Origin of the sequence: Aldersonia sp. NBC_00410 (genome assembly GCF_026342035.1) — a bacterium.
Classification (GTDB): Bacteria; Actinomycetota; Actinomycetes; order Mycobacteriales; family Mycobacteriaceae; genus Aldersonia.
In genome coordinates, this window is sequence record NZ_JAPENM010000005.1 from 167,589 (window position 1) to 191,490 (window position 23,902).

At 67.4% G+C, this 23,902-nt stretch carries 26 protein-coding genes; 14 read left to right on the top strand and 12 right to left on the bottom strand.

The genetic code is table 11. From position 1 onward, the window contains the following. Positions 1-42 precede the first annotated feature (42 nt). Genes OG921_RS13505 through OG921_RS13515 form a run of 3 tightly spaced genes read right to left on the bottom strand, consistent with a single transcriptional unit; the run spans position 43 to position 2,205 of the window. On the bottom strand, positions 43-966 hold the full coding sequence (locus OG921_RS13505) for an NAD(P)-dependent oxidoreductase (protein WP_266112978.1): 924 nt from the start codon (positions 964-966) through the stop codon (positions 43-45). After that, on the bottom strand, positions 959-1,354 hold the full coding sequence (locus OG921_RS13510; RefSeq protein WP_266112979.1) for a carboxymuconolactone decarboxylase family protein: 396 nt from the start codon (positions 1,352-1,354) through the stop codon (positions 959-961). The genes OG921_RS13505 and OG921_RS13510 overlap by 8 nt, the downstream gene beginning before the upstream one ends. After that, entirely contained in the window at positions 1,351-2,205 is an 855-nt protein-coding gene (locus OG921_RS13515) for an NAD(P)-dependent oxidoreductase (protein WP_266112980.1), read from the bottom strand. Before OG921_RS13515 ends, OG921_RS13510 begins: the two co-directional genes overlap by 4 nt. 78 nt (positions 2,206-2,283) lie before the next feature. On the opposite strand from OG921_RS13515, the gene OG921_RS13520 reads away from it, so the two are divergent. The 4 genes from OG921_RS13520 (at position 2,284) to OG921_RS13535 (ending at position 6,335) form a co-directional block, all read left to right on the top strand. Next, entirely contained in the window at positions 2,284-3,861 is a 1,578-nt protein-coding gene (locus OG921_RS13520; RefSeq protein WP_266112981.1) for a methylmalonyl-CoA mutase family protein, read from the top strand. Beyond that, positions 3,861-4,262 (top strand): cobalamin B12-binding domain-containing protein, encoded by a 402-nt coding sequence (locus OG921_RS13525; RefSeq protein WP_266112982.1) that lies wholly within the window; start codon positions 3,861-3,863, stop codon positions 4,260-4,262. The genes OG921_RS13520 and OG921_RS13525 overlap by 1 nt, the downstream gene beginning before the upstream one ends. Before the next feature lie 73 nt (positions 4,263-4,335). Next, positions 4,336-5,292: an LLM class F420-dependent oxidoreductase gene (locus tag OG921_RS13530; protein WP_266112983.1), complete on the top strand. Its 957-nt coding sequence runs from the start codon at positions 4,336-4,338 to the stop codon at positions 5,290-5,292. Further along, complete coding sequence (locus OG921_RS13535) at positions 5,289-6,335, top strand: CaiB/BaiF CoA-transferase family protein (RefSeq protein WP_266112984.1); 1,047 nt, start codon at positions 5,289-5,291, stop codon at positions 6,333-6,335. The genes OG921_RS13530 and OG921_RS13535 overlap by 4 nt, the downstream gene beginning before the upstream one ends. Positions 6,336-6,352: 17 nt before the next feature. On the opposite strand, the gene OG921_RS13540 is transcribed toward OG921_RS13535, so the two are convergent. The 5 genes from OG921_RS13540 to OG921_RS13560 all read right to left on the bottom strand — a co-directional run bounded on the left by OG921_RS13540 (position 6,353) and on the right by OG921_RS13560 (position 9,950). Continuing rightward, entirely contained in the window at positions 6,353-7,138 is a 786-nt protein-coding gene (locus OG921_RS13540; protein ID WP_266112985.1) for an SDR family NAD(P)-dependent oxidoreductase, read from the bottom strand. Positions 7,139-7,228: 90 nt separating this feature from the next. Continuing rightward, entirely contained in the window at positions 7,229-8,326 is a 1,098-nt protein-coding gene (locus tag OG921_RS13545) for a dihydrodipicolinate reductase (RefSeq protein ID WP_266112986.1), read from the bottom strand. A 41-nt stretch (positions 8,327-8,367) separates the two neighbouring features. After that, on the bottom strand, positions 8,368-9,171 hold the full coding sequence (locus tag OG921_RS13550) for a mycofactocin-coupled SDR family oxidoreductase (RefSeq protein WP_266112987.1): 804 nt from the start codon (positions 9,169-9,171) through the stop codon (positions 8,368-8,370). A 1-nt stretch (position 9,172) separates the two neighbouring features. Further along, complete coding sequence (locus OG921_RS13555) at positions 9,173-9,499, bottom strand: DUF4286 family protein (protein WP_266112988.1); 327 nt, start codon at positions 9,497-9,499, stop codon at positions 9,173-9,175. A 61-nt stretch (positions 9,500-9,560) separates the two neighbouring features. Continuing rightward, on the bottom strand, positions 9,561-9,950 hold the full coding sequence (locus tag OG921_RS13560) for a 2Fe-2S iron-sulfur cluster binding domain-containing protein (protein ID WP_323182776.1): 390 nt from the start codon (positions 9,948-9,950) through the stop codon (positions 9,561-9,563). A 167-nt stretch (positions 9,951-10,117) separates the two neighbouring features. Between OG921_RS13560 and OG921_RS13565 the strand changes: the two genes are divergently transcribed. From OG921_RS13565 to OG921_RS13595, 7 genes are all read left to right on the top strand, one after another. After that, entirely contained in the window at positions 10,118-11,602 is a 1,485-nt protein-coding gene (locus OG921_RS13565) for a class I adenylate-forming enzyme family protein (protein WP_266112989.1), read from the top strand. Continuing rightward, the gene (locus OG921_RS13570) at positions 11,580-12,485 is read left to right on the top strand and encodes an acyl-CoA dehydrogenase family protein (protein ID WP_266112990.1); all 906 of its coding nucleotides are present in this window, start codon (positions 11,580-11,582) and stop codon (positions 12,483-12,485) included. Before OG921_RS13565 ends, OG921_RS13570 begins: the two co-directional genes overlap by 23 nt. Continuing rightward, complete coding sequence (locus OG921_RS13575; protein WP_266112991.1) at positions 12,472-13,560, top strand: acyl-CoA dehydrogenase family protein; 1,089 nt, start codon at positions 12,472-12,474, stop codon at positions 13,558-13,560. The genes OG921_RS13570 and OG921_RS13575 overlap by 14 nt, the downstream gene beginning before the upstream one ends. Before the next feature lies 1 nt (position 13,561). Then, on the top strand, positions 13,562-14,329 hold the full coding sequence (locus OG921_RS13580; protein WP_266112992.1) for an enoyl-CoA hydratase/isomerase family protein: 768 nt from the start codon (positions 13,562-13,564) through the stop codon (positions 14,327-14,329). 24 nt (positions 14,330-14,353) lie between these two features. Continuing rightward, the gene (locus OG921_RS13585; RefSeq protein ID WP_266112993.1) at positions 14,354-15,115 is read left to right on the top strand and encodes an SDR family NAD(P)-dependent oxidoreductase; all 762 of its coding nucleotides are present in this window, start codon (positions 14,354-14,356) and stop codon (positions 15,113-15,115) included. A gap of 18 nt (positions 15,116-15,133) precedes the next feature. Continuing rightward, positions 15,134-15,853, top strand: coding sequence for an alpha/beta fold hydrolase (locus tag OG921_RS13590; RefSeq protein ID WP_266112994.1), 720 nt, complete (start codon positions 15,134-15,136; stop codon positions 15,851-15,853). 132 nt (positions 15,854-15,985) lie between these two features. Beyond that, the gene (locus OG921_RS13595; protein WP_266112995.1) at positions 15,986-16,765 is read left to right on the top strand and encodes an enoyl-CoA hydratase/isomerase family protein; all 780 of its coding nucleotides are present in this window, start codon (positions 15,986-15,988) and stop codon (positions 16,763-16,765) included. A 12-nt stretch (positions 16,766-16,777) separates the two neighbouring features. Here the strand turns inward: OG921_RS13595 and OG921_RS13600 are convergent, their stop codons facing one another. The 3 genes from OG921_RS13600 to OG921_RS13610 all read right to left on the bottom strand — a co-directional run bounded on the left by OG921_RS13600 (position 16,778) and on the right by OG921_RS13610 (position 19,255). Further along, positions 16,778-17,671, bottom strand: coding sequence for a TIGR03619 family F420-dependent LLM class oxidoreductase (locus OG921_RS13600; RefSeq protein ID WP_266112996.1), 894 nt, complete (start codon positions 17,669-17,671; stop codon positions 16,778-16,780). A 76-nt stretch (positions 17,672-17,747) separates the two neighbouring features. Continuing rightward, a complete protein-coding gene (locus tag OG921_RS13605) occupies positions 17,748-18,494 on the bottom strand; it encodes an SDR family NAD(P)-dependent oxidoreductase (RefSeq protein ID WP_266112997.1) in 747 nt (248 codons plus the stop codon). Beyond that, entirely contained in the window at positions 18,491-19,255 is a 765-nt protein-coding gene (locus tag OG921_RS13610; protein WP_266112998.1) for an SDR family oxidoreductase, read from the bottom strand. The genes OG921_RS13605 and OG921_RS13610 overlap by 4 nt, the downstream gene beginning before the upstream one ends. A 53-nt stretch (positions 19,256-19,308) precedes the next feature. Between OG921_RS13610 and OG921_RS13615 the strand changes: the two genes are divergently transcribed. From OG921_RS13615 to meaB, 3 genes are read left to right on the top strand one after another with little or no spacing between them, the layout of a single operon-like run. Further along, positions 19,309-20,748: a class I adenylate-forming enzyme family protein gene (locus OG921_RS13615; RefSeq protein ID WP_266112999.1), complete on the top strand. Its 1,440-nt coding sequence runs from the start codon at positions 19,309-19,311 to the stop codon at positions 20,746-20,748. Continuing rightward, positions 20,741-21,880, top strand: a complete 1,140-nt coding sequence (locus OG921_RS13620; RefSeq protein WP_266113000.1) for a thiolase family protein — start codon at positions 20,741-20,743, stop codon at positions 21,878-21,880. The genes OG921_RS13615 and OG921_RS13620 overlap by 8 nt, the downstream gene beginning before the upstream one ends. Positions 21,881-21,915: 35 nt before the next feature. Beyond that, on the top strand, positions 21,916-22,779 hold the full coding sequence (meaB, locus tag OG921_RS13625) for a methylmalonyl Co-A mutase-associated GTPase MeaB (RefSeq protein ID WP_266113221.1): 864 nt from the start codon (positions 21,916-21,918) through the stop codon (positions 22,777-22,779). Positions 22,780-22,796: 17 nt separating this feature from the next. On the opposite strand, the gene OG921_RS13630 is transcribed toward meaB, so the two are convergent. After that, positions 22,797-23,900: a dihydrodipicolinate reductase gene (locus OG921_RS13630; protein WP_266113001.1), complete on the bottom strand. Its 1,104-nt coding sequence runs from the start codon at positions 23,898-23,900 to the stop codon at positions 22,797-22,799. Positions 23,901-23,902: the final 2 nt, after the last annotated feature.

The following is a 23,902-nucleotide window of genomic DNA, read 5'->3' on the forward strand; positions in this document are numbered from 1 at the left end:
CCCCTCATGGTAGTGGTATTCTCTTTTTTCGCAAGTGGCGTTTCAGGGCGCTTGGTGCACCGACGCCGAACTCGTCGTGGCGCGCGCCGAGCCGTCGCGCACCCACCGGGCGATCTCGGTCTGATCCGCTCCGGGGCCGAGGTCGGCGTCGGCGGCGGACCACAGCCCGACCGCGCATTCACCGAGTACCGCAGGCACACCGAGCTCCGCTGCGAGCCCGGTCGCAGTCCGCATGTCCTTGAGCATCAGGGCCAGCGCGAAGCCGGAGTCGTACGTCTCGGGGACGACGAACTTCGGAAACTTGATCTCCGTGGACGCGCTGCGACCGCTCGCGGCGTTGATGGTCGACACGATCACCTCGGGGTCGAGGCCGAATCGCAGCCCGGCGGCATACCCCTCGGCGGTCGCGAGGAGGTGGACCGCGGCGAGCAGATTGTTGATCGCCTTGATCGCGTGCCCGGCGCCGCAGTCGCCGATCCGGCGGGGTGTGCCCATCGGTGCGAGCACCTTCTCGACGGCGACCACCGCATCCACGGAGCCGCCCGCCATGATCGTGAGCGTCCCCGCCTCGGCACCGCTGACGCCGCCGGACACCGGCGCGTCGACGAGCGCGATCCCGCGCGCGGCGAGACGGTCCGCGAGGCGGCGGGTCGACATGGGGTCGGACGAACTCATGTCCACCACCGTCATGCCGGGTTGCAGCGCGGCGACGACGGCGGGGTCCTCCAGAATCGCCTCGACCACCGCGGAATTCGGCAGCATGAGGATGACCGTCGCGGCGCCGGTGATCGCTCCCGCCGCGCTCGGCTCGGCTCGCCCACCCGCTTCGGTGAGTGCGTTGCGAGCCGATTCGACCGGGTCGAACCCGACCACGTCGTGCCCGGCGTCGACGAGCCGCCGCGCCATCCGTGCGCCCATGTTGCCGAGGCCGAGGAAGGCCACGTGCCGGGTATTGGTGTCACTCATCGCCGGCCTCCGCGATCACCCGTTCGGCGATCCGGAACGATTCCAGCGCCGCGGGCACCCCCACGTAGACGGCCGTCTGCAGCAGGACCTCGCGGATCTCGTCGGTGGTGACGCCGTTCGTCAGCGCACCACGCACATGAGTGGCGAACTCGGTCGGGCGATTGAGCGCCGTCAGCATCGCCAGGTTGATCAGCGACCGCGTACTGCGGGTGAGGCCGGGGCGCGTCCACACCGCGCCCCAGCAGTACTCGGTGACGAGATCCTGCATCGGCGCCGAGAAGTCGGTCGCGTTCGCCAGCGCGCGTTCGACGTACTGCTCGCCGACGACCTCCTTGCGCACCGCCAGGCCGGCCTCGTAGGTCTCTCGGCGGGACGCATCGACCGTCATGACCGCGCCCCGACCACCTGGGTGCGGTCGAGGAAGAGGTCGATGATGGGCCGATCGCCGCCGCCGTAGCCGGACAGATCGGTGACGCCTGCCTCGGCCAGCACTTCCGCGTCGATGTAGCAGTTGCCGGTCGCCTCGCGGGCGGGCCGGGACAGGATCTCGACCGCCGCGTCGGCCATGATCTGCGGGCTGCGCGAGGAGGAGAGCAGACTGTCCCCGTCGGCCATGTTCGACACCGCGGAGGTCGCGATGTAGGTCTCGGGCCACAGGCAGTTCGACGCAACACCCGCCTCGGCGTACTCGGCGGCGACACCGAGGGCCAGCAGCGCCATGCCGTATTTGGACAAGGTGTAGGCCGGATGCGCGCCGAGCCAGTGCGGGTTCAGGTTGACCGGCGGGGCAATCGTGAGGACGTGCGGATTTGCCGATTTGCGCAGATGCGGCAGGCAGGCTTTGGTCAGCAGGAACGTGCCGCGGCAGTTGATCTCCTGCATGAGGTCGTACTTCTTGGCCGAGAGGTGTTCGGTCGGTTCGACCGCGATCGCACTCGCGTTGTTGACGCAGATATCGATGCCGCCGAAATGCTCGACCGCGGTTTCGACTGCCCGCACGACATCCTCTTCGCGGCGGACATCGCCGACCACCGCAATGGCCTTGCCGCCCGCGGCTTCGATTTCCGCGACGGCGGTGTGCACGGTGCCCTGCAGGCGCGGATGCGGCTCGGCGGTCTTCGCGAGCAGGACCACATTCGCGCCTTGCCCGGCCGCCGCAATGGCGATCGCCAACCCGATGCCGCGGCTCGCGCCGGAGACAACCATCGTCCGATCGGTGAGTAAACCCTGCTTGTCCATGCGTTCTCCTAGTAGATCGGCACTCTTCGCCGCGAATGGTATTGGCATTCTCATTTTCTGCAAGTACCGTATCCAACGATGAACGAGACCGTGAAAACCTCCTCCGGCATCCCGCTCGAGCCGGTCTACGGACCGGACGATCTGGTTGCCGAGCCCCCCGCGCCGGGCAGCTATCCGTTCACCCGCGGCAACTTCGCCACGGGCTATCGCGGCCGCACCTGGACGTTCCGGCAGTACTCGGGCTTCGGCACTGCCGAGGAATCCAACCGCCGGTACCGGTACCTGCTCGAACAGGGCGGCACCGGGTTGTCGGTTGCCCTCGACCTGCCCACCCAGTGTGGCTACGACTCCGACGATCCCGAGGTGAGTGAAGAGGTCGGTCGGGTAGGCGTTGCGGTCGACACCCTCGCCGACGCCGAGGTGCTGTTCGACGATATTCCGCTCGACAAGATCAGCACCAGCTTCACCATCAACGGAACCGCGGCGATCCTGCTCGCGTTCTACGTCGCCGCCGCCGAGCGCAAGGGCGTGCCGCGCGAAAAGCTCACCGGCACGATCCAGAACGACATCCTCAAGGAATACGCCTCCCGCGGCACCTGGATCTGGCCGCCCGAACCGTCGCTGCGGCTGATCGCCGACACGATCGAGTTCTGCGCCGCCGAGGTGCCGCGCTTCAACGCGATTTCGGTCGCGGGTGCGCATTTCCGCGACGCCGGTGCGACCGCGGTGCAGGAGATGGCGTTCACGCTTGCCGACGGCGTCACGTACTGCGACACGGTGGTCGAGCGCGGCCGACTGACGATCGACCAGTTCGCGCCGCAGGTCTCGTTCTTCTTCTACACGCACGGCGACTTCTTCGAAGAGATCGCAAAATACCGTGCCGGACGGCGCCGTTGGGCCACGATCGTGCGCGAGCGCTACGGCTCGACCGTCGACAAGGCGTCGATGTTCCGGTTCGGTTGCGTGGCGGGTGGCGCGTCGCTGTATGCCCCCCAGGCGCAGAACAACCTGGTCCGGATCGCCTACGAGGCGATGGCCTCCGTCCTCGGCGGCGTGCAGTCGATGTTCACCGCCGCGTGGGACGAGCCATTCGCCCTGCCGAGCGAGGAATCCGCGACGATGGCCCTGCGAACGCAGCAGATCCTCGCGTACGAGACGGGGGTGACGCGAGTCGCCGATCCGCTCGGTGGCTCGTACTTCGTCGAGGCACTCACCGACGCCACCGAGGAAAAGATCATCGAGATCATGGACGACCTCGAACAGCATGGCGGCATGGTCCGCGCGATCGAGGACGGCTACCTGCAGGGCCTCATCGCCGACGAGGCCTTCAAGTTGCACCACGAGGTCGAGAACGGCGAGCGACCGGTGGTCGGGGTGAACCGGTTCGTCTCGCCGGAACCGGCGCCCGAGATCTCCACCTACGAACTCGACGCGGAGGGACGCCGGCTGCAGCTCGAGCGCCTCGCGCGGGTGAAGGCAGAACGTGACCCGCTCGCCGTCAAGGACGCGCTCGCCGCACTATCCCGCGCTGCGGAAGGAACCGACAATCTGATGCACAAGTTGATCGACTGCGCGAACGCGTACTGCACCGTCGGCGAGATGGTGACCACGCTGAAGGACGTCTGGGGCGAGTTCCAGCAGCCGGTGGTGTTCTGATGACCGCCCGCGTTCTCGTCGCCAAGCCCGGCCTGGACGGGCACGATCGCGGTGCCAAGATCGTCGCGCGCACGTTGCGCGACGCGGGATTCGAGGTGATCTACACCGGAATCCGGCAGAAGATCGAGGACATCGTGTCGATCGCCTTGCAGGAGGACGTCACCGTTGTCGGGCTGAGCATTCTCTCCGGCGCGCATGTCGCACTCACGAAGCGGGTTGTCGACGCCCTGCGCGAGGCCGACGCCGGCGACATCGCCGTGGTGGTGGGCGGGACGATTCCACAGTCCGACGTGCCCAAACTGCTCGAGGCCGGCGCGGCCGCGGTCTTCCCGACCGGAACGGCACTCGACGTGCTGGTGACCGAGATCCGCAAGCTCACCGGCACACCCGCGCCGTCCTGAGCGAGGCGAAACTACAAGTAGGACAATCGCGTCGGCCGTTCGGTCACGCATACGGTGTCGAGCTGGAGGAATTGTGCGGATCGGAGTGATGAGCGGGCCGGAGCGTGGTGACTCCGCGCGCAAGGTGTCGCGGATGATCGCCGACGCGGAATGGGCGGAGTCCGCGGGCATGGACACCGTGTGGGTTCCGCAGGTACCCAACGACTTCGACGCGCTCACTGCCGTGACGATGATGGGCACCCGCACGAGCACGATCGAGATCGGCACCGCGGTCGTACCACTGCCGGCTCAGCACCCCATTGCCTTGGCGCGCCAGGCGCTTTCGGTGCACGCCGCGATCGGTGGCAGGCTGAGCCTCGGTGTCGGCCCGTCGCACCACTGGATCGTCACGGACATGCTCGGCCTGCCCTACGAAAAGCCGGCCCGATACACCCGTGATTATCTCGAGGTGCTCGCGGCGGCGCAGGCGGCGACCGGCTCGGTCGACGTCGAGAACACGAACTTCACCGTGCACAATCCGTTCGATCTCACCCCGCTCGCGCCGATGCCCGTTCTGGTCGCCGCACTCGGACCGGTGATGCTCGGCATCGCCGGTGAGCAAGCCGACGGAACCGTGTTGTGGATGGCGGACTACCGGGCGATCGCCGACCATATCGCCCCGCGCATCACCAAGGCGGCCGACAATGCCGGACGGCCGGCGCCTCGCGTGGTGGCCGGCGTGCCGGTCTGTCTGTGCAAGCCGTCGGAGGCTGACGAGGCTCGCGAGCGAGCGAACCGGATCCTCGCCGAAGCCGAGTACTCGCCGAACTACCAGAAGCTGCTCGAACACGGCGATGCGCGCAATGTGGGCGATATCTGCATCGCCGGCGACGAAGAGGCGATCCTCGAAGGATTCCGCCGGTATCGGGACGCGGGAGCCACGGACCTCTCGATGCGCCTGCTGCCGATCGGCGACACCCGCGACGAACTCGTCGCCTCGAAGTACCGGACCCGTGAGGTTGTGGCCGAACTCGCCAAGGAACTCAGGTGACCCAGGGACCGCTTGCCGGAATTCGGATCCTCGAGGTCGGTCACATCCTGGCCGGCCCCTACGCGACGATGGTGCTCGCCGACCTCGGCGCCGAGGTGACCAAGCTCGAACCGCCGACCGGCGACCTCTCGCGCCAAGTCAGCGACGCCTATTTCGCCAGCCTCAACCGCGGCAAACGCAGCATCTGCGTCGACCTGACCACCGAGGCAGGGCAACAACGGCTCGGCGAGCTCGCCGCCGAGTCGCATGCGTTGTTGGTGAACTTGAAGCCGTCGGCGATTCGGCGCTACGGCTTGACCTACGATGCGTTGCGCAAATGGAACGACAAGATCGTCTGCGTTGCGCTCACCGGGTTCGGCATGTCCGCCGGTGACGATCCGGCGTTCGACTACGTGATTCAGGCCGTGACGGGTGTCGCGGCCCTCACCGGGGATCCGGATGGCCCGCCGACCCTGCCCGGCTACTCCGCCGCCGACAACTCGACCGGCCTCACCGCGGCACTCGGCTTGCTCGCGCAGATCGTGTCCGGTCGCGGGGGACAGGTCGAGGTCTCCTTGCGCGACGTGATGCTGTCCCAGCTGAACTACCGCGCCTCGGCCTATCTCAACGAGGGCACCGAGCCGCGGCGGATGCCGCACGGCGCGCACTCCTATTACGTTCCCGCGCAATTGTTCCCGACCGCGGAGGGCTACCTGGCGCTGTTCGTCACTCACGACGGATTCTGGCGGTCGTTCGCAACCGAGGCCGGCATCGACGGCTACACCACGATGGCAGAGCGGGCGGCGAAACGCGACGAGGTGCTCGACGTGGTGACGAAGGTGCTCGCCACCGACACCGCTGCCGCGTGGGAAGCCCGGCTGCATCCGCTCGGTGTTCCCGCGGCCGCGGTGCGCACACTGCCCGATGCGCTGGCGGCCACCCCGGACGTGGTGGTGAAGGCCGGTGACTTCCAGCTGATCGGCAGCCCGATTCGCTTCGACGGATACGAGCCCGAATACGGTCCCCCGCCGCGCCTCGGCGAACACGGTGACCGCACGGGGTAGCGCGGGTAGCGCTGCCGTCAGATCGTGGTGATCATGCCGCCGTCGATGGTGACATCGGTACCGGTGATGTTCGCCGCCACATCACTGGCCAGGAACACGGCAACGTTCGCGACTTCCGCTGCGGTGGTGAACCGTTTCGTCACGGTGTCGGCCACCGCGCCGTCCGCGATGTCGGTCGCACTGCGACCGGTCACTCCAGCCACGGTGGTGGCGACGCCACCGTCGGCGAGCCAGAGGTCGGTCGCCACGGGACCGGGGCTGATGGAGTTGACGCGAATATTGTGTGGGCCCAGTTCCTTGGACAGGCCCTTGGCGAGGTTGGTCAACGCAGCTTTGGTCGCGCTGTAGTCGAGCACGATCGGATCCGGGAGGTAGGCGTTGACGGATCCGATCATCACGATGGTTCCGGCGCCCGAGGCGATCAAGTGTGGCAGCGCTGCCCGGGTGGTGCGGACCGTTGCCATCAGTCCGAGCGTCCAGGTCGCGAGCCAGTCGTCGTCGCTGATCGAGGCGAAGCCGCCGGTGCGCGGCGTGACGGCGCCGGCGTTGTTCACCAGGATGTCGATGCCGCCCCGCGCGGCGGCAGTCTCGACGAGGTGCGCGCCTGCGTCCGGTGCGGTCAGGTCGACGGCGACATGGGTGAGGTTGCCGGTTTCGGCGAGTTTCGCGAGACCCGCGCTGTTGCTGCGTGATCCGGCTACAACGTGGGCACCGGCGTCGATCAGGGCGCTGCTGATGGCGAGCCCGATGCCTTTGCTCGCGCCGGTGACGACAGCGGTCTTTCCGCCGAGGTGAAGGTCCATTGAGGGGTTCCCTTTCGAGCCGGTGCGGGTGTCTGTCGGAGTCTGCCCTAGCAGGGTTCGATTGTCAGCGGACGAGCCCGACGATCGAAACTACGACGGACCCCCGACGATCCCACGTGGCCGGACCAGGCCGAGGTCGAAGTCGGTGACGATGCCGGGCTCGGCATCGCACACGGCCGGGATCGTGTTGACGACGTCCATCGCCGTCCAGATGTAGCCCGGGTGTGTATGGCTCCCGTCGGGATTCGCGGCGCCCTGGAGCACGAGCTCGGTCGGTGGGTCACCCTCGATGACGATGCGGTAGCGGGTGTGGCCGCAATTCCAGTTCGGTTCGACGGCTTCGTCGCCCATTGTGTACACGGCGTGGCACACGACCAGCGGCGTGCCGTCGACCCAGGCGGTCCACTGGTGGTGCTGCGCGCCGACCGTGCCGGCTTTGATGACACCGGTCGCGCCCGGCATGTCGCTGTCGGGCGGTCCCTCGTAGCCGATGTCGCGGGTGGTCACCGCGATCTCGACATCGCGGGTGACTTTCTCGATCGTCTTGCCGAGTCCTTCGACGACCTCGGTGATGCTCTGGGTGAAGTAGGGGTGCGACTCACCCAACAGCGTTGGGCCGGCGAGAAATTGCTCGGGATCGGCGCCCATGCCCATCAGCTCGATGTACTTCGACGGGTCGGTCCCGAAATTCACGTACTCGTAGATGTGCAACTTGTCGATCCGGCTGGCGAGCCGTGCCATAGTCAGCGGCAGCAGATCGCCCGCGAAGCCCGGATGAATGCCGCCCCCGTGATACGAGCTGTTGCCCTCCTGGCAGGCTGCCTCGATTCGGTCGAAGTCCGCCCGGGTGAAATCCGTACGAAAGAACGGGCCGCTGGTCGATACGACGTTCTTGCCCGAGCGCAGAATTCGACAGATGGCGTCGACATCGGCCCAGATCGGTGAATACATGACGCAGTCCGCGCGCAACGCCAGCACGGCATCGACGTCATCGGTCGCGAGCACACCGACAGGTTCGGTGCCGGCGATCTCGCCGGCATCCTTGCCCACCTTCCCTGCATCGAACACCAGGACTGCGACGAGATCGAACACTGGGTTGCCGGCAAAATGACGGACCGCGACCTTGCCGACGTTCCCGGTGGCCCACTGCACCACCCGATACGGCACCTGTACTTCGGCATCGACCACGACGTGCCACCTTTCGAACGTTGTGCCGGTGCGGAGTTGGATCAGCGAATCGTCACGCCGGCATCGACCTTGAGCTCGGTGCCGGTCACGAAGCGTGACTCGTCCGACGCAAGGTACAACACCGCGTTGCTGACGTCGGCCGCTTCGATAACCTGGACCGGCAACGCATTCTGGTAGATCGGTCCGAGGTCGCCGCGCGTGGTGGCCATCAGCTCGTGCATCGCCGGCACCGACATCCCGGTCACGACACCCGTCGGATGCACCGTGTTGACTCGAATCGAGTTCTGCGCCAGCTCGTTCGCCAACGAGCGGCTCAGCCCGACCACCCCGTGCTTGGACGCGGTGTAGGGCGAGGTCAGCGGATTGCCCTTGATTCCTGCTGCCGAGCTGATGTTGATCAGGCTGCCGCCGCCCCGCTCGATCAGGTGCGGGATCGCGGCGACGCAGGTGTTCCAGACGCCGATGAGGTTGACGTCGAGCACCGTGCGCCAGTCGTCGGCGGTCGTGGTGTCCCAGGTGCCCGACGTGATAACTCCGGCGTTGGCGACCGCAGCGTCGAGGCCGCCGAGCGTGGCCACCGACTCGGCGGTGAACTCGGCGAGCCGCGCGCCGTCACGTACGTCGATCGCTGCCGCGGCGACGCGCCTGCCGAGCGCGGACACGGCAGCGGCGGTCTCGTCGAGATCGTCCTTGCCGCTCATCGGGTAGGGGACCGGCTCGACCGGGGCACAGATGTCGACCAGGATCAGATCGGCGCCCTCCGCGGCCAACTTCAACGCGTGACTGCGACCCATCCCGCGGGCTGCGCCGGTGACGAGTACGACTTTTCCGTCTACGCGACCCATTTCAGGCCACCGCAACGCGTTCGGTGGTGAGCTCGAGCAGCCGGTAGCTCGGCGGCGGATCCATCTGCATCGCGTCCGACAAACGGAACTCGCCGCGGCCCGCTGCGGCGATCATGTTCGCGATGATCGCCTCGAGATCGTCACCCTCGAGCTCGTAGATCGATACGTACGGGCCGTCGTCCTGCACCGGCCGCAGGCGGCGTGCAGCGACGAAGCCATCGAGGGCGAGCAGCTCGGGAATATGCACTTCGTTGTACCAGGTGTTGTACTCCAGGTCGCGGTCCGGCCCGGTGGGTCGGCTCTCGACATAGAAGATTCCCTTGGCCATCGACACTCCTCGTTGTGTGCACCTGGACGTAGCGGGTATGTGAGCTACCCGGCGCGGGTGGTCATTCGTAGCAGACCTTCACGGGCCCGTCGGGGACTGCCTGGCAGGTGAGCACGTAGCCCTCCTCGACCTCGTCGTCGTCGAGCGCGTCGTTCACGCGCATCGTCGCGGTTCCCTCGTCGAGCTTGGCGATGCAGGTGGCGCAGTTCCCCGCCTCGCAGGAGAACGGTGGGGCGAGGCCGGCGCGTCGCGCGCTGTCCAGGATGGTCTCGCCGTCCTTGCGCGGGACGGTCACCTTCTTGTTGTTGAGGTGGATGGTGACAGTGTCGCCGGACGCGGCGCCATTCTGCACGTCGCCGGACGCGGCGCCATTCTGCACATCGCCGGACCCGGCGCCGTTCGTCGCCGCGCCTGTCATGGCCGCATCCTTGGTCTCTGTTCCGTTGGTCACTTGCTTGCTCCGCATCGCCGTGTGGTGTTGCGTCGGTCTGGATCGGTCCGGCGACCGCCTCGCGACGATCCTGAAAGCGGGGGTCTCGCCATCACCCGACTTCTCCTGGTATTAACATTCTAATACAAAGAGAATACTATTCTCACTGACGAGACGGGATCTTCTCAATGTTGAATTCCAGCACGCGAGACGGGGCGCCCGCGGCGACCCCGGCCGCCGTGACGGACAAGGTGTCCGCCGCGCGTGCTGTGCTGGCCTTCGACGGCCGGGAGTACACCCGCGCCGAACTCGACTCCCTCGCCGGCGGCATGGCCGACGCGCTGGCGGGGCGGGGCGTACGCCCAGGGGACAGAGTTGCACTGATGTCGTCGAATCGGCCCGAGTTCGTGATCGCCGTGCAGGCGATCTGGCGTCTCGGTGCCGCCGTGGTCTTGATCAGCCCGGCCTGGAAGCGCGACGAGGTCTCGCACGCCCTCGAGGTGACCGGTCCGACGTGCGCGGTCGGCGACAGCGAGGTCCTTGCCGAACTCGCTCCGATGCTGCACCTCGACGACCCGATCGAGGCGCGGCCGGGGTCCGCCGATCGCTCCGATCCCGACTTACCCGATCCACAGTCCGACGCGGTGCTGGTGTTCAGTTCGGGCACGACCGGCCTGCCCAAGGCGGTTCGGCACACCCACGCGTCGTTCGCCGTCGCGGTCGCGCACTGGCGTGCCGCGCTCGAGCTCACCGCCGACGACCGGATCCAGATCGTCACCCCGCCCTCGCACATCCTCGGCCTGCTCAACATCGTCACCGTTCTCGATACCGGTGCCTGGATGCGCCTGCACCGCCGCTTCGATCTCGACGCGATGTTGCGCGCGATCGAGACCGACCGCATCACCGTGGAAATGGCCGTCGCGCCGATCGCTCTCGCCATCGCATCGCATCCCAACCTCGACTCCTACGATCTGTCCTCGCTGCGCTACATCATGTGGGGCGCGACTCCGGTGACGCCGAGTGTCGCCCAAGCGGTCACCGATCGCACGGGGGTCCGCTGGGTGCCCGCCTACGGTGCCAGCGAGTTGCCGGTCATCGCCTGCAATCCCGTCGTAGGTGCTCGGCTCGACAGCGTCGGCCGCGCGGTGCCGGGTGTCGATATCCGGGTCGTCTCGCTCGACACCGGTGACGCGGTCGGTCCGGGCGAGACCGGCGAGATTCAGCTGCGCGCCTCCTCTGTAATGGCGGGATACTTACCGGCGCAAGCGAATGCCGACGCCTTCGTCGACGGTTGGTATCGCACCGGGGATGTCGGCAACGTCGATGCCGACGGCTGGATCCGGCTCACCGACCGGCTCAAGGAAATGATCAAGGTGCGCGGCTTCCAGATCGCGCCTGCCGAAATCGAGACCGTTCTGCACGGACATCCGCAGGTGCGCGATTGCGCCGTCTTCGGTGTCCCGGACGGCGTGGGCGGGGAAGCCGTCGTCGCCGCCGTGTCGACGGACGGACCGGTCACCGCGGAGGAGTTGAGCGCGCTGGTCGCCGATCGGCTCGCCGGCTACAAGCGGCTGAGCCGCGTGGTGTTCGTACCCGAAATCCCGCGCCTGCCATCCGGCAAGGTGCTACGCCGAGTTCTCAAGGAGCAGTATGGATGCCCGGCTGACGAGTGAGCAGCGCCAACTCCGCGACGCGGCTGCGAAACTGGCCGACGACCTGGGCCCCGGTTCGGTCCTGGACCTCGAAGACGAGGCGCGGGTCGCGCGCCTCGCGAAGGCGGTCGCATCGACCGAATGGCGCTTCCTGCGTTCGGATGGTGCCTCGGGTGTCGAAGTCGCCATCGTCGCAGAGGAATTCGGGCGAGGGCTCGTCGACGTGCCCTACCTCGGGCCGGTACTGGCCGACGACCTGCGTCGCCATGTCACCGACGATCAACAAACGTGGGCGATCGCGCCCGCGAACGAGGCTTTCGACGCCCGCGGGCTCGAGCACGCGCTCGCCGTGGCCGGCACGACCATCTCGGCGGTCCCGATCGGCGGCACTGCGCCGGGGGCGGACCTCACCCGCAGTTTCGCGGAGTTGGCCGGCGACGGTGAAGTCCTCGGCGACCTGGCGCCCGCGAAAATCGAACGCTGGAACGCACTCGCACTCACGGTCACCAGCGCCGACCTGGTCGGTACCGCACGCGGCGCACAAGCACTCGCCGTCGACTACGCGAAAATGCGCGAACAGTACGGCAACACCATCGGCTCGTATCAGGCGGTTGCACATCTGCTCGCCGAGAGCCAGGCCCTGATCGAGGGTTCGATCAGCGTGCTGCGGCACGCCGCATGGGCCGTCGACGAACTCGAGCCCGCCGAGGCGGTGCGGGCCGCGGCGATCGCGAAACTGTACTGCGCGCGGGCCGCATGGACCGTGTGCGAGACCGCGATTCAGGTGCACGGCGGTATCGGCAACACCTGGGAGTGCCTGGCCCACGTCTACCTGCGGCGGGCATTGACGTCCGCCGAACTGTTCCCCGTCAGCCTGGAGGAGATCGATCTTGGACTTTCGTGACTCGACGGACGAAGCCGCCTTCCGCACCCGGCTGCGGGAATGGCTATCCGTCAACGCCAAGCAGTTCCCCACCTCCGGCGACGCGTACTGGGCGCGCGCCGGTGAATGGCACCAGGCGCTCTACGGCGCCGGCTTCTTCGGTCTGTCCTGGCCGAAAGAGTATGGTGGACAGGAACTCCCGCCCGTTTACGACGTGATCCTCGACGAGGAGCTCGCCATTGCCGGAGCGCCGGCACGCCCAAGTCTCGGCTACCTCGTCGCCGGCCTCGGCCATCACGGCAGCGCGGAACTCAGCCGACGCTTCCTGCCCGGCATGATCAACGGCACCGAGCGCTGGTGCCAAGGCTTCTCGGAGCCCGGCGCTGGTTCGGACCTCGCCTCGTTGCGCACGACCGCCACCCGGGACGGCGACAACTACGTCATCCACGGGCACAAGATCTGGACGAGCTACTCCGACGTCGCGGACTGGTGCCTGCTGCTGGCACGCACCGACCCGGACGCGCCGCGGCACCGTGGCATCTCGGCGTTCATCGTCCCGATGCACCAGCCCGGCATCGAGCAGCGTCCACTGAAAATGATCAGTGGCGTGACCAAGGAGTTCGGGCAGGTCCTCTTCGACGGCGCCACCGTGCCGGCCGACCAGATGGTCGGCGCGCCCGGCGAGGGCTGGAAACTGGCCATGACTGTCGTCGGGCACGAACGCGAGCCGTCCACGCTCGGGTTCGCGGCTCGCTACGCCAAGCTCGTCCGCCAACTGGCGGCCCGGTCGCAGGAGCGTCCGTCGACGGAATTGAAGTGGGCGGCAGTGCAATCGGAAATGCTGCGCCTGCATGTCCGCCGCCGGCTCTCCGAGCAGCTCGACGGAGTCACCCACGGCTCCGAAGGCTCGCTGGACAAGCTTCTGATGACCTGGGTGGAGCAGTCCGTCGGGCATGCCGCGCTGGCGGTGGCCGGCACCCGTGACGAAGAGATGCTCGGCACCTACATGTACAGCCGGGCGCAGAGCGTCATGGGCGGTACCTCGCAGATCCAGAAGAACATCATCGGCTCGCGCATTCTCGGATTGGGAGTTTGACATGTACGACATGCCGGAAGAGATCGACGTCGTCGCCGACGGGTCGCTGCGGATCATCACGCTGAATCGCCCGGAGGCGCTCAACGCGGTCAACGATCCGCTGCATGCCGGGCTCGCACGGCTGTGGACGAGGCTCGGCGAGGATCAGGACGCGCGCGCCGCGGTGCTCACCGGCGCCGGCAAGGCGTTCTCCGCGGGCGGCGACTTCGCCTATCTGCAGGAGCTCAGCCAGGATGCCGCGCTGCGTGCGAAGACCATTGCGCATGGTCGGGAAATCGTGCTCGGCATGGCGCGTTGCCGCGTGCCGGTGGTCGCCGCGGTGAATGGGCCTGCGGTCGGCCTCGGCTGCAGCCTGGTCGCGCTCAGCGACATCGTCTACATCGCCGAGACCGCGTACTTCGCCGACCCGCACGTGCAGGTCGGCCTGGTCGCCGCCGACGGCGGGCCGCTGACGTGGCCATTGCAGATGAGCCTGTTGCTGGCCAAGGAGTACTCGCTGACCGGTGCGAAGATCTCGGCGCAACGGGCGTACGAGATCGGTCTGGCCAACCACGTTGTCGCCGATCCCATGGCCGAGGCGCTGGCCGCCGCCAAAAAGATTTCCGAGTTGCCCAAGCAGGCCGTGGAGAGCACCAAGCGGATGCTCAACATTCACCTCGAGCGGGCCGTGCTCGCCAGCCTCGACTACGCGAACGTCGCCGAGGACCAGTCCTTCCAGACCGAGGACTTCCGCGCCATCGTCACCCGCCTCAACGCGAAGAAGAACTGAAGGCAGCACCCAAGAGGAGTCGCGATGCGCGGACTGCAGAACAAGGTCGTGATCATCGCCGGTGCTGCATCGGGATTGGGCGCGGCTACGGCGGCGCGGCTTGCCGAAGAGGGCGCAAAGGTGGTTGTCGGCGGCCGAACGCTCGCGGGCGCCGAGAAGACCGCTGGTGCGATCGGGGAGAGCGGCGGCACGGCGATCGGGATCGAGTTCGATATCTCCGATGACAGCTCGGTCAAGGCATTGGTCGATGCGGCGGTGGCGGAATTCGGCGGGCTCGACGCGGTGCATGTCAACGCCGCCGATATGGTCGCGCTGCAGAGCGACACCGATGTGGTCGATATCGAGCTCGACGTCTGGGATCGGATCGTCGAGGTGAACCTGCGTGGCCACATGCTGGTGACCCGGCACAGCGTGCCGCGACTGCTCGAGCGCGGCGGCGGCGCAATCGTGTACACGTCGTCGATCGCCGCACACGCCGGTGAGCCGGCACGCCCCGCGTACGCGGTCACCAAGGCGGGCATCAATGCCCTTGCACGGCATGTCGCTTCGCGCTGGGGCAAGGAGGGCATTCGGGCCAATGCGATCACACCGGGGCCGATTCTGACCGACGCGATGCGCAACGAATATCCGGAACGGATGTTGGCGGGGATGCTCAAACAGACGAGGAGCACCCGTCTCGGCGATGCGACAGATGTCGCGGCCATGGTCGCGTTTCTGGTGTCCGACGACGGCGCCTGGATCAACGGCCAGACCGTGAACGTCGACGGCGGAATTGTCTTGCGCTAACCAGATCGAAGGAGCTCCATGGCAACCTATGTCCTCGTGCACGGCGGCGGGCACGGCGGTTGGTGTTATCAGCGCGTCGCCGCGTTGCTGCGCAATGCCGGCCACGATGTCTACACCCCGACTCTGTCGGGGCTGGGGGAGCGGGCGCATCTGCTCTCGGCAGCAATCGATCTCGACACGCATATCGCCGATATCGGGGCCGTGCTGCACTACGAGGATCTGCGCGACGTGATCCTGGTCGGGCACAGCTACGGCGGGATGGTTGTCACCGGTGCTGCGGACCGCGCGCCCGACCGGATCGCGAACCTGGTCTACCTCGACGCCGCGACTCCGCTGAATGGGCAGTCGCTCGTGGATGTGGCAGGACCGGTGATGCTGGCCGCGCGCACCATGAGTCGCGTCGAGGATGGTGTCGAACTCGTACTGCATCCCTCGCCGGAAGCAGGTCTGTTCTATGGGGTAAGCGACCCAGCAGATCTGGAGTGGATGGCGGAACGGCTGACGCCGCACCCGTGGCGCTGCTTCGAGCAACCGCTGGTGCTGAAGAACGAGGATGCGCTCTGGGCGATTCGGCAGTCGCACATCGTCTGCACCTATTCGCTGCCCGGGCGCGACCAGGAAATGATTGCGCAGGCGCGAGCCGAGGGTCGGCTGTGGGAGGTCGACACCGGCCACGACCTGATGATCACCGAGCCGGTCGCAGTGACCGAGGCGCTGCTCGCGATCGCGCAGCGGTAGGCGCATTCCTGCGGTGATCACGAGCAAATGGCCCCGAAATCCGCTCCAACAGAGGCCATATGCTCGTGATCACCGCAACTCGGCGGGCCATATGCTCGTGATCACGGCGGGCTGGACAGGAAGGTAGGCACCATGGCTGACGACCTCGGCGCGGCTGGGCTGCGGTTCGAGCGCGAGGGCCCGATCGGTTGGTGCTTCATCGATCGCCCGGCCGCCCGCAACGCGTTCACCCCGGCGATGTATTACGGGCTCAAACGCGCGGTCTGGCTGGTGAACTCGGATCCGGACCTGGCCGCGCTCATCATCACCGGCGTCGGAGACGTTTTTGCCCCGGGTGGCGACCTGGGCGGCAGAGCCGAACCGGGCGACGTGACACCGGAGGCGATCGGTCCGGATGTGCTGCCGTTCTTGACTATTCGAGACAGTCGCGCGCCGGTCATCGCGGCCGTGAACGGGATCTGCCAGGCCGGGGGCCTGCTCGTGGCGATGATGGCCGACATCGCGGTCGTCAGTGACCGCGCCACGTTCCGCGTGCCCGAGCTACTCCGCGGCATCCCGGACGCGACATATGCCGCAGCCCTTCCCGCGCATGTGGGCGTTGCGGTGGCGCGAGACCTGTTACTGACCGGACGGCGGTTCGATGCCGCCGAGGCGCTGCGCATCGGGCTGATTTCCCGGGTCGTTCCACACGACGATCTGCGGTCCGCGGCGCTGACCGCAGCTCGCGAGATTCTGCGCACCTCGCCGGAGGCGCGAGCGCAGACCAAGCGAATGCTCAACGAGCGGTACGGGCTGATCGACTACCAGACGATGTTCGGCGCGCTCGAAACCTCCACGGAGCCACGAGAGGGGATGCGCGCCTTCATGGAGAAGCGCGAACCGAGCTGGATTCCGCCCGATCTGCCGAGCTGATCGCGCCTGCCGTTACGCCAGTTTGGCGACGAACTTTTCGGCGAACTTCTCGATCGGCGCACGGAATCGCTCTGCCGACTCCTTCAGGTGCCCATGATCCCCGGCATGGATCATGTCGTGGTTCGTCCACGGTGCGCCCATCACTCCCGTGATGCCGATGTCGGCGGCGCGTCGATAGAGATCGAGCGACGGCTCGCCGCGCAGGCTCACGATGATGTCGAACGGTTCGTCCGCACGGCCGAACTCACGGCGGTAGCCCTCGATTCGGGTAATCCACTGCTGCGCTTCGTCGAGCGTGTAAGCGGTGCCGACCCAGCCATCGCAGTAGTGCGCCGCCCGGACCAGGGCGGGAGTCGACTCGCCGCCGCAGAGGATCGGCACCGGTACCGGCGGATGCGGTTCGATGGTGAGTTCGGGAATGTCGTAATACTCACCGTGCCAGGACACCCAGCCGCCCTTCCACAGGGCGCGCAGTGCCGCGATCATCTCGTTCAGTCGCGGGCCGCGATTGTCGAAATCCTGTCCGAGCAACTCGAATTCCTGGCGATTCCAGCCCGCGGACAGTCCGATGGACACCCGGCCACCGGAGATCGCCGCGGCCGTGGCGACCTGCTTGGCGACTTCGACGATCGGGCGGGCGGGCGCGACATAGACGTTGTTGCCGAAGTGCAGACGCTCGGTGACCGCGGCCATCGCGCCGATCAGCACCCACGCGTCGGGCCACTCGGTCTCCGGCGGCCAGAACGGCCGGCCGTCGTCGGTCGCCGGATATGGGGTGGTCGGATTGCGCGGATAGACGAGATGATCGGAGACGAGGATGCCGTGGAACCCGGACTCGTCGAGCATCCGCGCCACCCGGGGCAGCTCCGCGGTGTTCATGAAAGCCGTTCCGCACCAGAATTTCACGCGCAGCACTCCTCACACCGCAGTTGGCAGCGGCGGGCGGGTACCCGAGTACCCGCCCGCCCGCGCCGAACGATTCTTACTGCAACACCAGCGATTCCGAGCGCTGCACCGTGCCGGTGATACCGCTCGCGTCCTGTCCGGCAAGCAGCACCGCAGCCTTGCCCATCGTCTCCGGTGGTTCGACCATCTCCGGTGGGATTTGCTGAGAACCACCGGCGGCCTGCCATCCCTCGGTGAGCACCACCCGCGACGGGCTCAGGCAGTTCACCGCGATGTTGTCCGGTGCGAGATCGCTCGCCAGTCCCAGGTAGAGACGTTCCACCGCGGCCTTGGACACCCAGTAGGCGTTCGACCCGCGGTCGATCATGCCGACTCCGGTGGTGGTGACCGCGATCATCGATCCGCCGCCGCGTGCGCGGAGATGCGGAATGACAGCCTTGGTCACCGAGAACACGCCGGTCAGATTGACGTCGAGGCACAGCTGCCAGCGCTTGCGTGGTGTCGACTCGATCGGCCCGAGCCACAGCACACCGGCGTTGGCGACCAGAATGTCGATGCCGCCGAACTCCGCCACCGTCGCGCCGACGGCGGCCTCGATCGAATCGTCGTCGGTGACATCACACGGCACCGCGAGGGCCCGACCGCCGCGGGCGGCGATGCCGTCCGCGACGGCGTGAATCGTGCCGGGCACCCGGCCCGCCTGTTCGGTGCGGGCCGCGACGGCCACCGCCGCGCCGGCATCCGCGAGCGCCGAGGCAATCGCGGCACCGATGCCGCGGCTCGCCCCGGCGACGAACACGACCTTGCCGGCGAGATTCGTCATTTCGGCGGGAACCGCAATGCGCCGTCGAGGCGAATGACCTCGCCGTTCAGGTAATCGTTCTCGGCGATGGCGAGTGCCAGCTGCGCGTATTCGGTCGAGCGGCCCATCCGCTTCGGGAACGGCACCTGCTTGCCCCAGTACTCTTCGAGCTGGTCGGCGGCCTTGCCGTAGGCGGGCGTGTTGATCGTGCCGGGCGCGATCGTGACGACCCGGATGCCCAGCGGCGACAGGTCGCGTGCGGCGACGAGCGTCATGCCGACGACGCCGCCCTTGGCGGCCGCGTACGGCAACTGGCCGACCTGGCCTTCGTAGGCCGCGATCGAGGCCGTGTTGATGATGACGCCACGACCCCCCTCGTCGAGCGGTTCCTGCCGGGCGATCGCCGCGGCGGTGAGCCGCAAAACGTTGAACGTCCAGGTCAGGTACGACTCGATGGTCTTCGTGAACGCGTCGAGGGGCATCGGGCTGCCGTCCTTGCCGACGATCCGTCCACCGCCGGCGGGGCCACCATGGGTGTCCACCGAGATTCGGAACGGGCCAAGAGACTCGGCCTCGGCGATCGCGGCGTTGACGGAAGCCTCGTCGGAGGCGTCGGTCCGCACGTAGCGGATGCCGAGCTCGCTTTCGAGTGCCTTGCCCTTGTCATCGGCGACGTCGGCGACGACCACCTTCGCACCGGCGGCGTGCAGGCGACGCACGGTGGCCTCACCGAGACCGCCCGTACCACCTACCACCAGCGCGGAAGTGCCACTGATCTGCATATCGATTTCCCTTCTTGCAACGAGTGCTCTCGCTCTGCGAGAATCATGTTCTCATGAATATCAGCATGATTCCAGAGATGGCGGCATCGGCCGGCGATCGGGCGGTCGTGACCGCTGATGGTCGGTCCCTGACAGCCGTAGAGCTACTCGACCTCGCGCAGCGCGCCGCCACCCGGTTTCAGCAGTACCCGGCGGTGCTCTACCTGGGCACGAACCACCTCGCCTACCCGGTCGCGCTGTTCGGCGCGGCGCTGGCCGGCGTGCCGTTCGTGCCGCTCAACTACCGGCTCGGTGAACAGCAGCGCAATGCCCTACTCGCACGGCATGACGGGGCGCTGGTGCTGCGGCCCGAGGATCTCGACGCGCTGGTGGACGCGCAGGGGGTCGACGAGTCCGCCGACGAGTTCGAAGCACCGGTGCCCGACGACGATGCGATCGCCGTGATCATCTACACCAGCGGCACTACCTCGGACCCGAAACCGGCGATTCTGCGCCACCGGCACCTGCTGGCCTACGTGTTCAACACCCTCGAGTTCGGCACGGCGGAGGAGACCGACGCCTCCTTGGTTGCGGTACCGCCGTACCACATTGCCGGCCTGACGAACCTGCTGTCGAACCTCTACACGGGTCGCCGGATCGTGTACCTGGCCGGATTCGACGCACCGACCTGGCTCGATACCGTGCGGCGTGAACGGGTCACACACGCGATGATCGTCCCGACCATGCTCGCGCGCGTCGTCGCCGAACTCGGCGACGCCGACGCCGATACGCCCAGCCTGGCGAGCCTCGCCTACGGCGGTTCCCGTACACCGCGACCTGTCCTCGAGCGTGCCTTGCGCCGCTTCCCGCACACCGGCTTCGTCAACGCCTACGGGCTGACCGAGACCGCATCCTCGATCGCGGTGCTCGGTCCCGACGACCACCGGACGGCGTTCGCCTCCGACGACCCGATCGTTCGCGACCGGCTCGGCTCGGTCGGACAGGCGCTGCCCGGCATCGAGATCGTGGTCCGCACCGCGGAGGGTGCGCCCGCGGCGGTGGGCGAGACTGGCCTGGTGTTCGTCCGCGGGGAACAGATCTCCGGCGAGTACGGCGCCCGCAGCGTTCTCGACGCCGAGGGGTGGTTTGCCACCCGCGATTTGGGCCGTCTCGATGCGGACGGCTATCTCTACATCGAAGGCCGCGCCGACGACACGATCATTCGGGGCGGGGAGAACATCGCGCCCGCCGAGATCGAGGACGTCCTGCTCGACCACCCCGGTATCACCGAGGCGGCCGTGATCGGCGTGCCCGATCCCGAATGGGGACAGCGGATCGTCGCGGTCCTTGTCGGCGACGTGGACCCAGACGAGATCCGCGCGTACGCCAGGGAGCGGTTGCGCTCGTCCAAGACCCCCGACCTCATCGTGTTCCGCGAAGAACTGCCCAAGACCGAAACCGGAAAACTGTTACGCCGCGTCCTCGTGGCCGAACTGGAGAACACTCATGCCTGAAGCCGTCATCGTCAATGCCCTCCGCACACCGATCGGCACCGCGTTCAAAGGGACGCTGCGCGAGACCTCCGCGTACGACCTGGCGAACCACGTTGTGGCCGCGGCCGCCGAGGACCTCGACAAGAGCCTCATCGACGACGTGATCCTGGGCGAGGGATTGCACGGTGGTGGTGTCATCGCCCGCCACGCGGCGATCACCGCGGGGCTCGAGCATGTACCGGGTCTCGCCAATAACCGGCATTGCGCGGCTGGGCAGGCCGCGGTACAGAGCGCCGCTGCGAGCATCATGGCCGGCATGGACCGACTCGTGATCGCCGGTGGCGTGAACTCTGCCTCGACCATGCCGCGGTCCCGGATCCGGGTCGGCGAAGAGATGGTGGACTGGATGGCGCCGACGCACCCCGACCGCCCCGACGCGCCGAACCGGGACATGTCGATCACCGTCGGCTGGAACGCCGCGCAGAAGGCAAACGTCACGCGTGAGGAGATGGACGCCTGGGCGCTGCGCTCGCATCAGAACGCGATTCGGTCGATCGACGAGGGACGGTTCAAGGAAGAAATCGTCCCGATCGAGACGGCGCACGGGCTGTTCGACACGGATGAGCACCCGCGTCGCGACACGAGCATGGAGCGGCTCGCAGGGCTCAAGGTGCTGCACCCCGAGATCGAGGGATTCAGTATCACCGCCGGAAACGCCAGTGGCGCAAACGATGCCGCCGCGGTGCTGACCGTCGCGAGCGACGATCTCGGCCTGCCGGCGCTGGCCACGATCCGCTCGTGGGCGTCGGTCGGTATCGACCCGGCGATCACCGGGCTCGCGCCGGTCGAGGCGATCCGCAAGGCACTTGCCCGCGGTGGCTACTCGCTCGGCGATGTCGATCTGTTCGAGATCAACGAGGCGTTCGCGGCGATGGTGGTGGCCACCAACCGCATTCTCGGCATCGACCCCGAACTGGTGAACGTGAACGGAAGCGGTTGCTCGCTCGGTCATCCGGTGGCTGCCACCGGTGCGCGCCAGCTTGCCACGCTGGTGTACGAGCTGCGCCGTCGCGGCGGTGGCGTCGGTGTCTCGGCAATGTGCGCAGGCGGTGGCATGGGCTCGGCCACGGTCATCGAGGTTCCTGCCCCGTGACGGTTGGTCACGACAATGTACGTCTGCGGCCGACGATGACCGTCGACGAACTCCTCTCGGCAGCGCGGGCCGGTTCGCAACGCGCGGTCGGGCGGTTGCTCAGCCTGGTGGAAGACCCGGAGCGCCGCGAGGAGGTCCTCGCGTCGCTCGACCGGGTGCCCACCCGGGTCGTCGGTATCACCGGCCCACCGGGAGCGGGCAAGTCGACGACGGTGGCCGCGCTGGTTGGCGCGTACCGCGAGCGCGGTTTGCGCGTGGCGGTTTTGGCCGTGGATCCGTCCTCGCCCTACAGCGGGGGTGCGCTACTCGGTGACCGGATCCGGATGGCGGCGCATATCAACGATCCGGATGTGCTCATCCGTTCGGTCGCGACGCGGGGACACCTCGGTGGCCTCGCGGCCGTGGTACCGGCGGCCATTCGACTGCTCGCCGCGCTGTCCTACGACCTGATCATGCTGGAGACCGTCGGCGTCGGGCAGTCCGAGGTGGAGGTTGCCGCGGTGGCCAACCCGACGGTGGTGATCCTGAATCCGGGTGCGGGCGACGCGGTTCAGGCGGCCAAGGCCGGATTGCTCGAGATCGCCGACCTGATCGTGGTGAACAAGGCCGACCGCGAAGGCGCCGAACAGACCGCGCGCGATCTGCACATCGAAACCGGATTGCCGATCATGAAGCTCATCGCGTCCCGGGGCGAGGGGATCGCCGAGTTGCTGGACGCGATCGAGGTCCATCAGCGCGCGGACACGGTCGAGCGGCGCACGGCGCGGGCGCGCGCACAGATCCTGTCGTTGGCGCAGACCATGCTGCGCACCCATCCCGAGCTGTCCGACCTCGCTGCGGCGATCGCGGACGGCAGCACCGACCCCTACACTGCCGCGGAACGTCTGATCGGGCGGTAGGGAACTGCGCGTACCGCCTAGAGCGCGGCGATGATCTGTGGCAGGTCGAGCGTGGTGCAGATGCCGGGAGGCGCTGCGCAGACTCGGGATACCGCGTTCACCGCACGGTTCGCGGTGTAGGCGGGTGCCATCTTGCTCATCCGATCCAGCGGGACGGGAAAGCGCAGATCGACCTCGAGCGGTGCGTCGCCGACCACGCTGATATGCCATCCGGTGGTGCCGAGCTCCCAATCGGTGTCGAGATCGGTACTGCAGTACCAATTCGCGCGGAACTGCAGCAGTGGCTTGCCCGCCCGCATGCCGACCACGGTGATCCGCTGCGCGGCAATCGTTCCGGCATCCAACGTGCCGGCGGCGATGTCGAGCTTGTGCGGTGTTGTTGCAGTTTCGCCGTGCGCTGCGACCGCATCGAAGGTCAGGCCGAGCGCGTCTGCGAGCACGTGCAGAGAGGGCGCGAAACTCGACTTCACGTGCGCGATCCGCCCCTCGTCGAACTCGCGGGGTGGCCGGCCGAATCCCATGATGTCGAAGAGGATTTCGGGTGTGTTGCGCTGCGACAGGTCGGCGAACTCGTCGATCGCGAGCAGGTCGAGACGGCGCTGGATGGAACTGAGCACCATCGGCACGGCTTCGGTGATGAACCCGGGGCTGCTTCCGGTGCTGTGGATGCTCGCGCCGCCGAGCTTGCACGCGGCCTCCACCTGCGCACGCAGCACCGGGTCCATGCTTGCGGGATGGTGAAATTCGCCGCGCGTCGTCACGACGTTCGTTCCGGTGGCCAGGATTCGGCAGATCTCGTCCGCGTCGAGGGCCCGGGCCATGTAGAGCACGCAATCGGCGTCGAGGTCCACGATGTCGTCGATGCTGCGCGAGGCAAGCACCCCGATCGAGCCGAGCCCGCACAATTCGCCCGCGTCCCGGCCGTCCTTGTCGTCCGAGTACACGTAGATGCCCGCCAGTTCGAGGTCCGGATGCTCGATGACACCGCGCAGCGCGCGGGCGCCGATATTTCCGGTCGCCCATTGCACGACCCGGTACGGACGGGACGAGCCGACGTCGGTCTTGTTGTCCGACAGTGAGTTCGGTGCGGCGAGGTTCGGTGCAATGGTGTGCCGCGCCATGC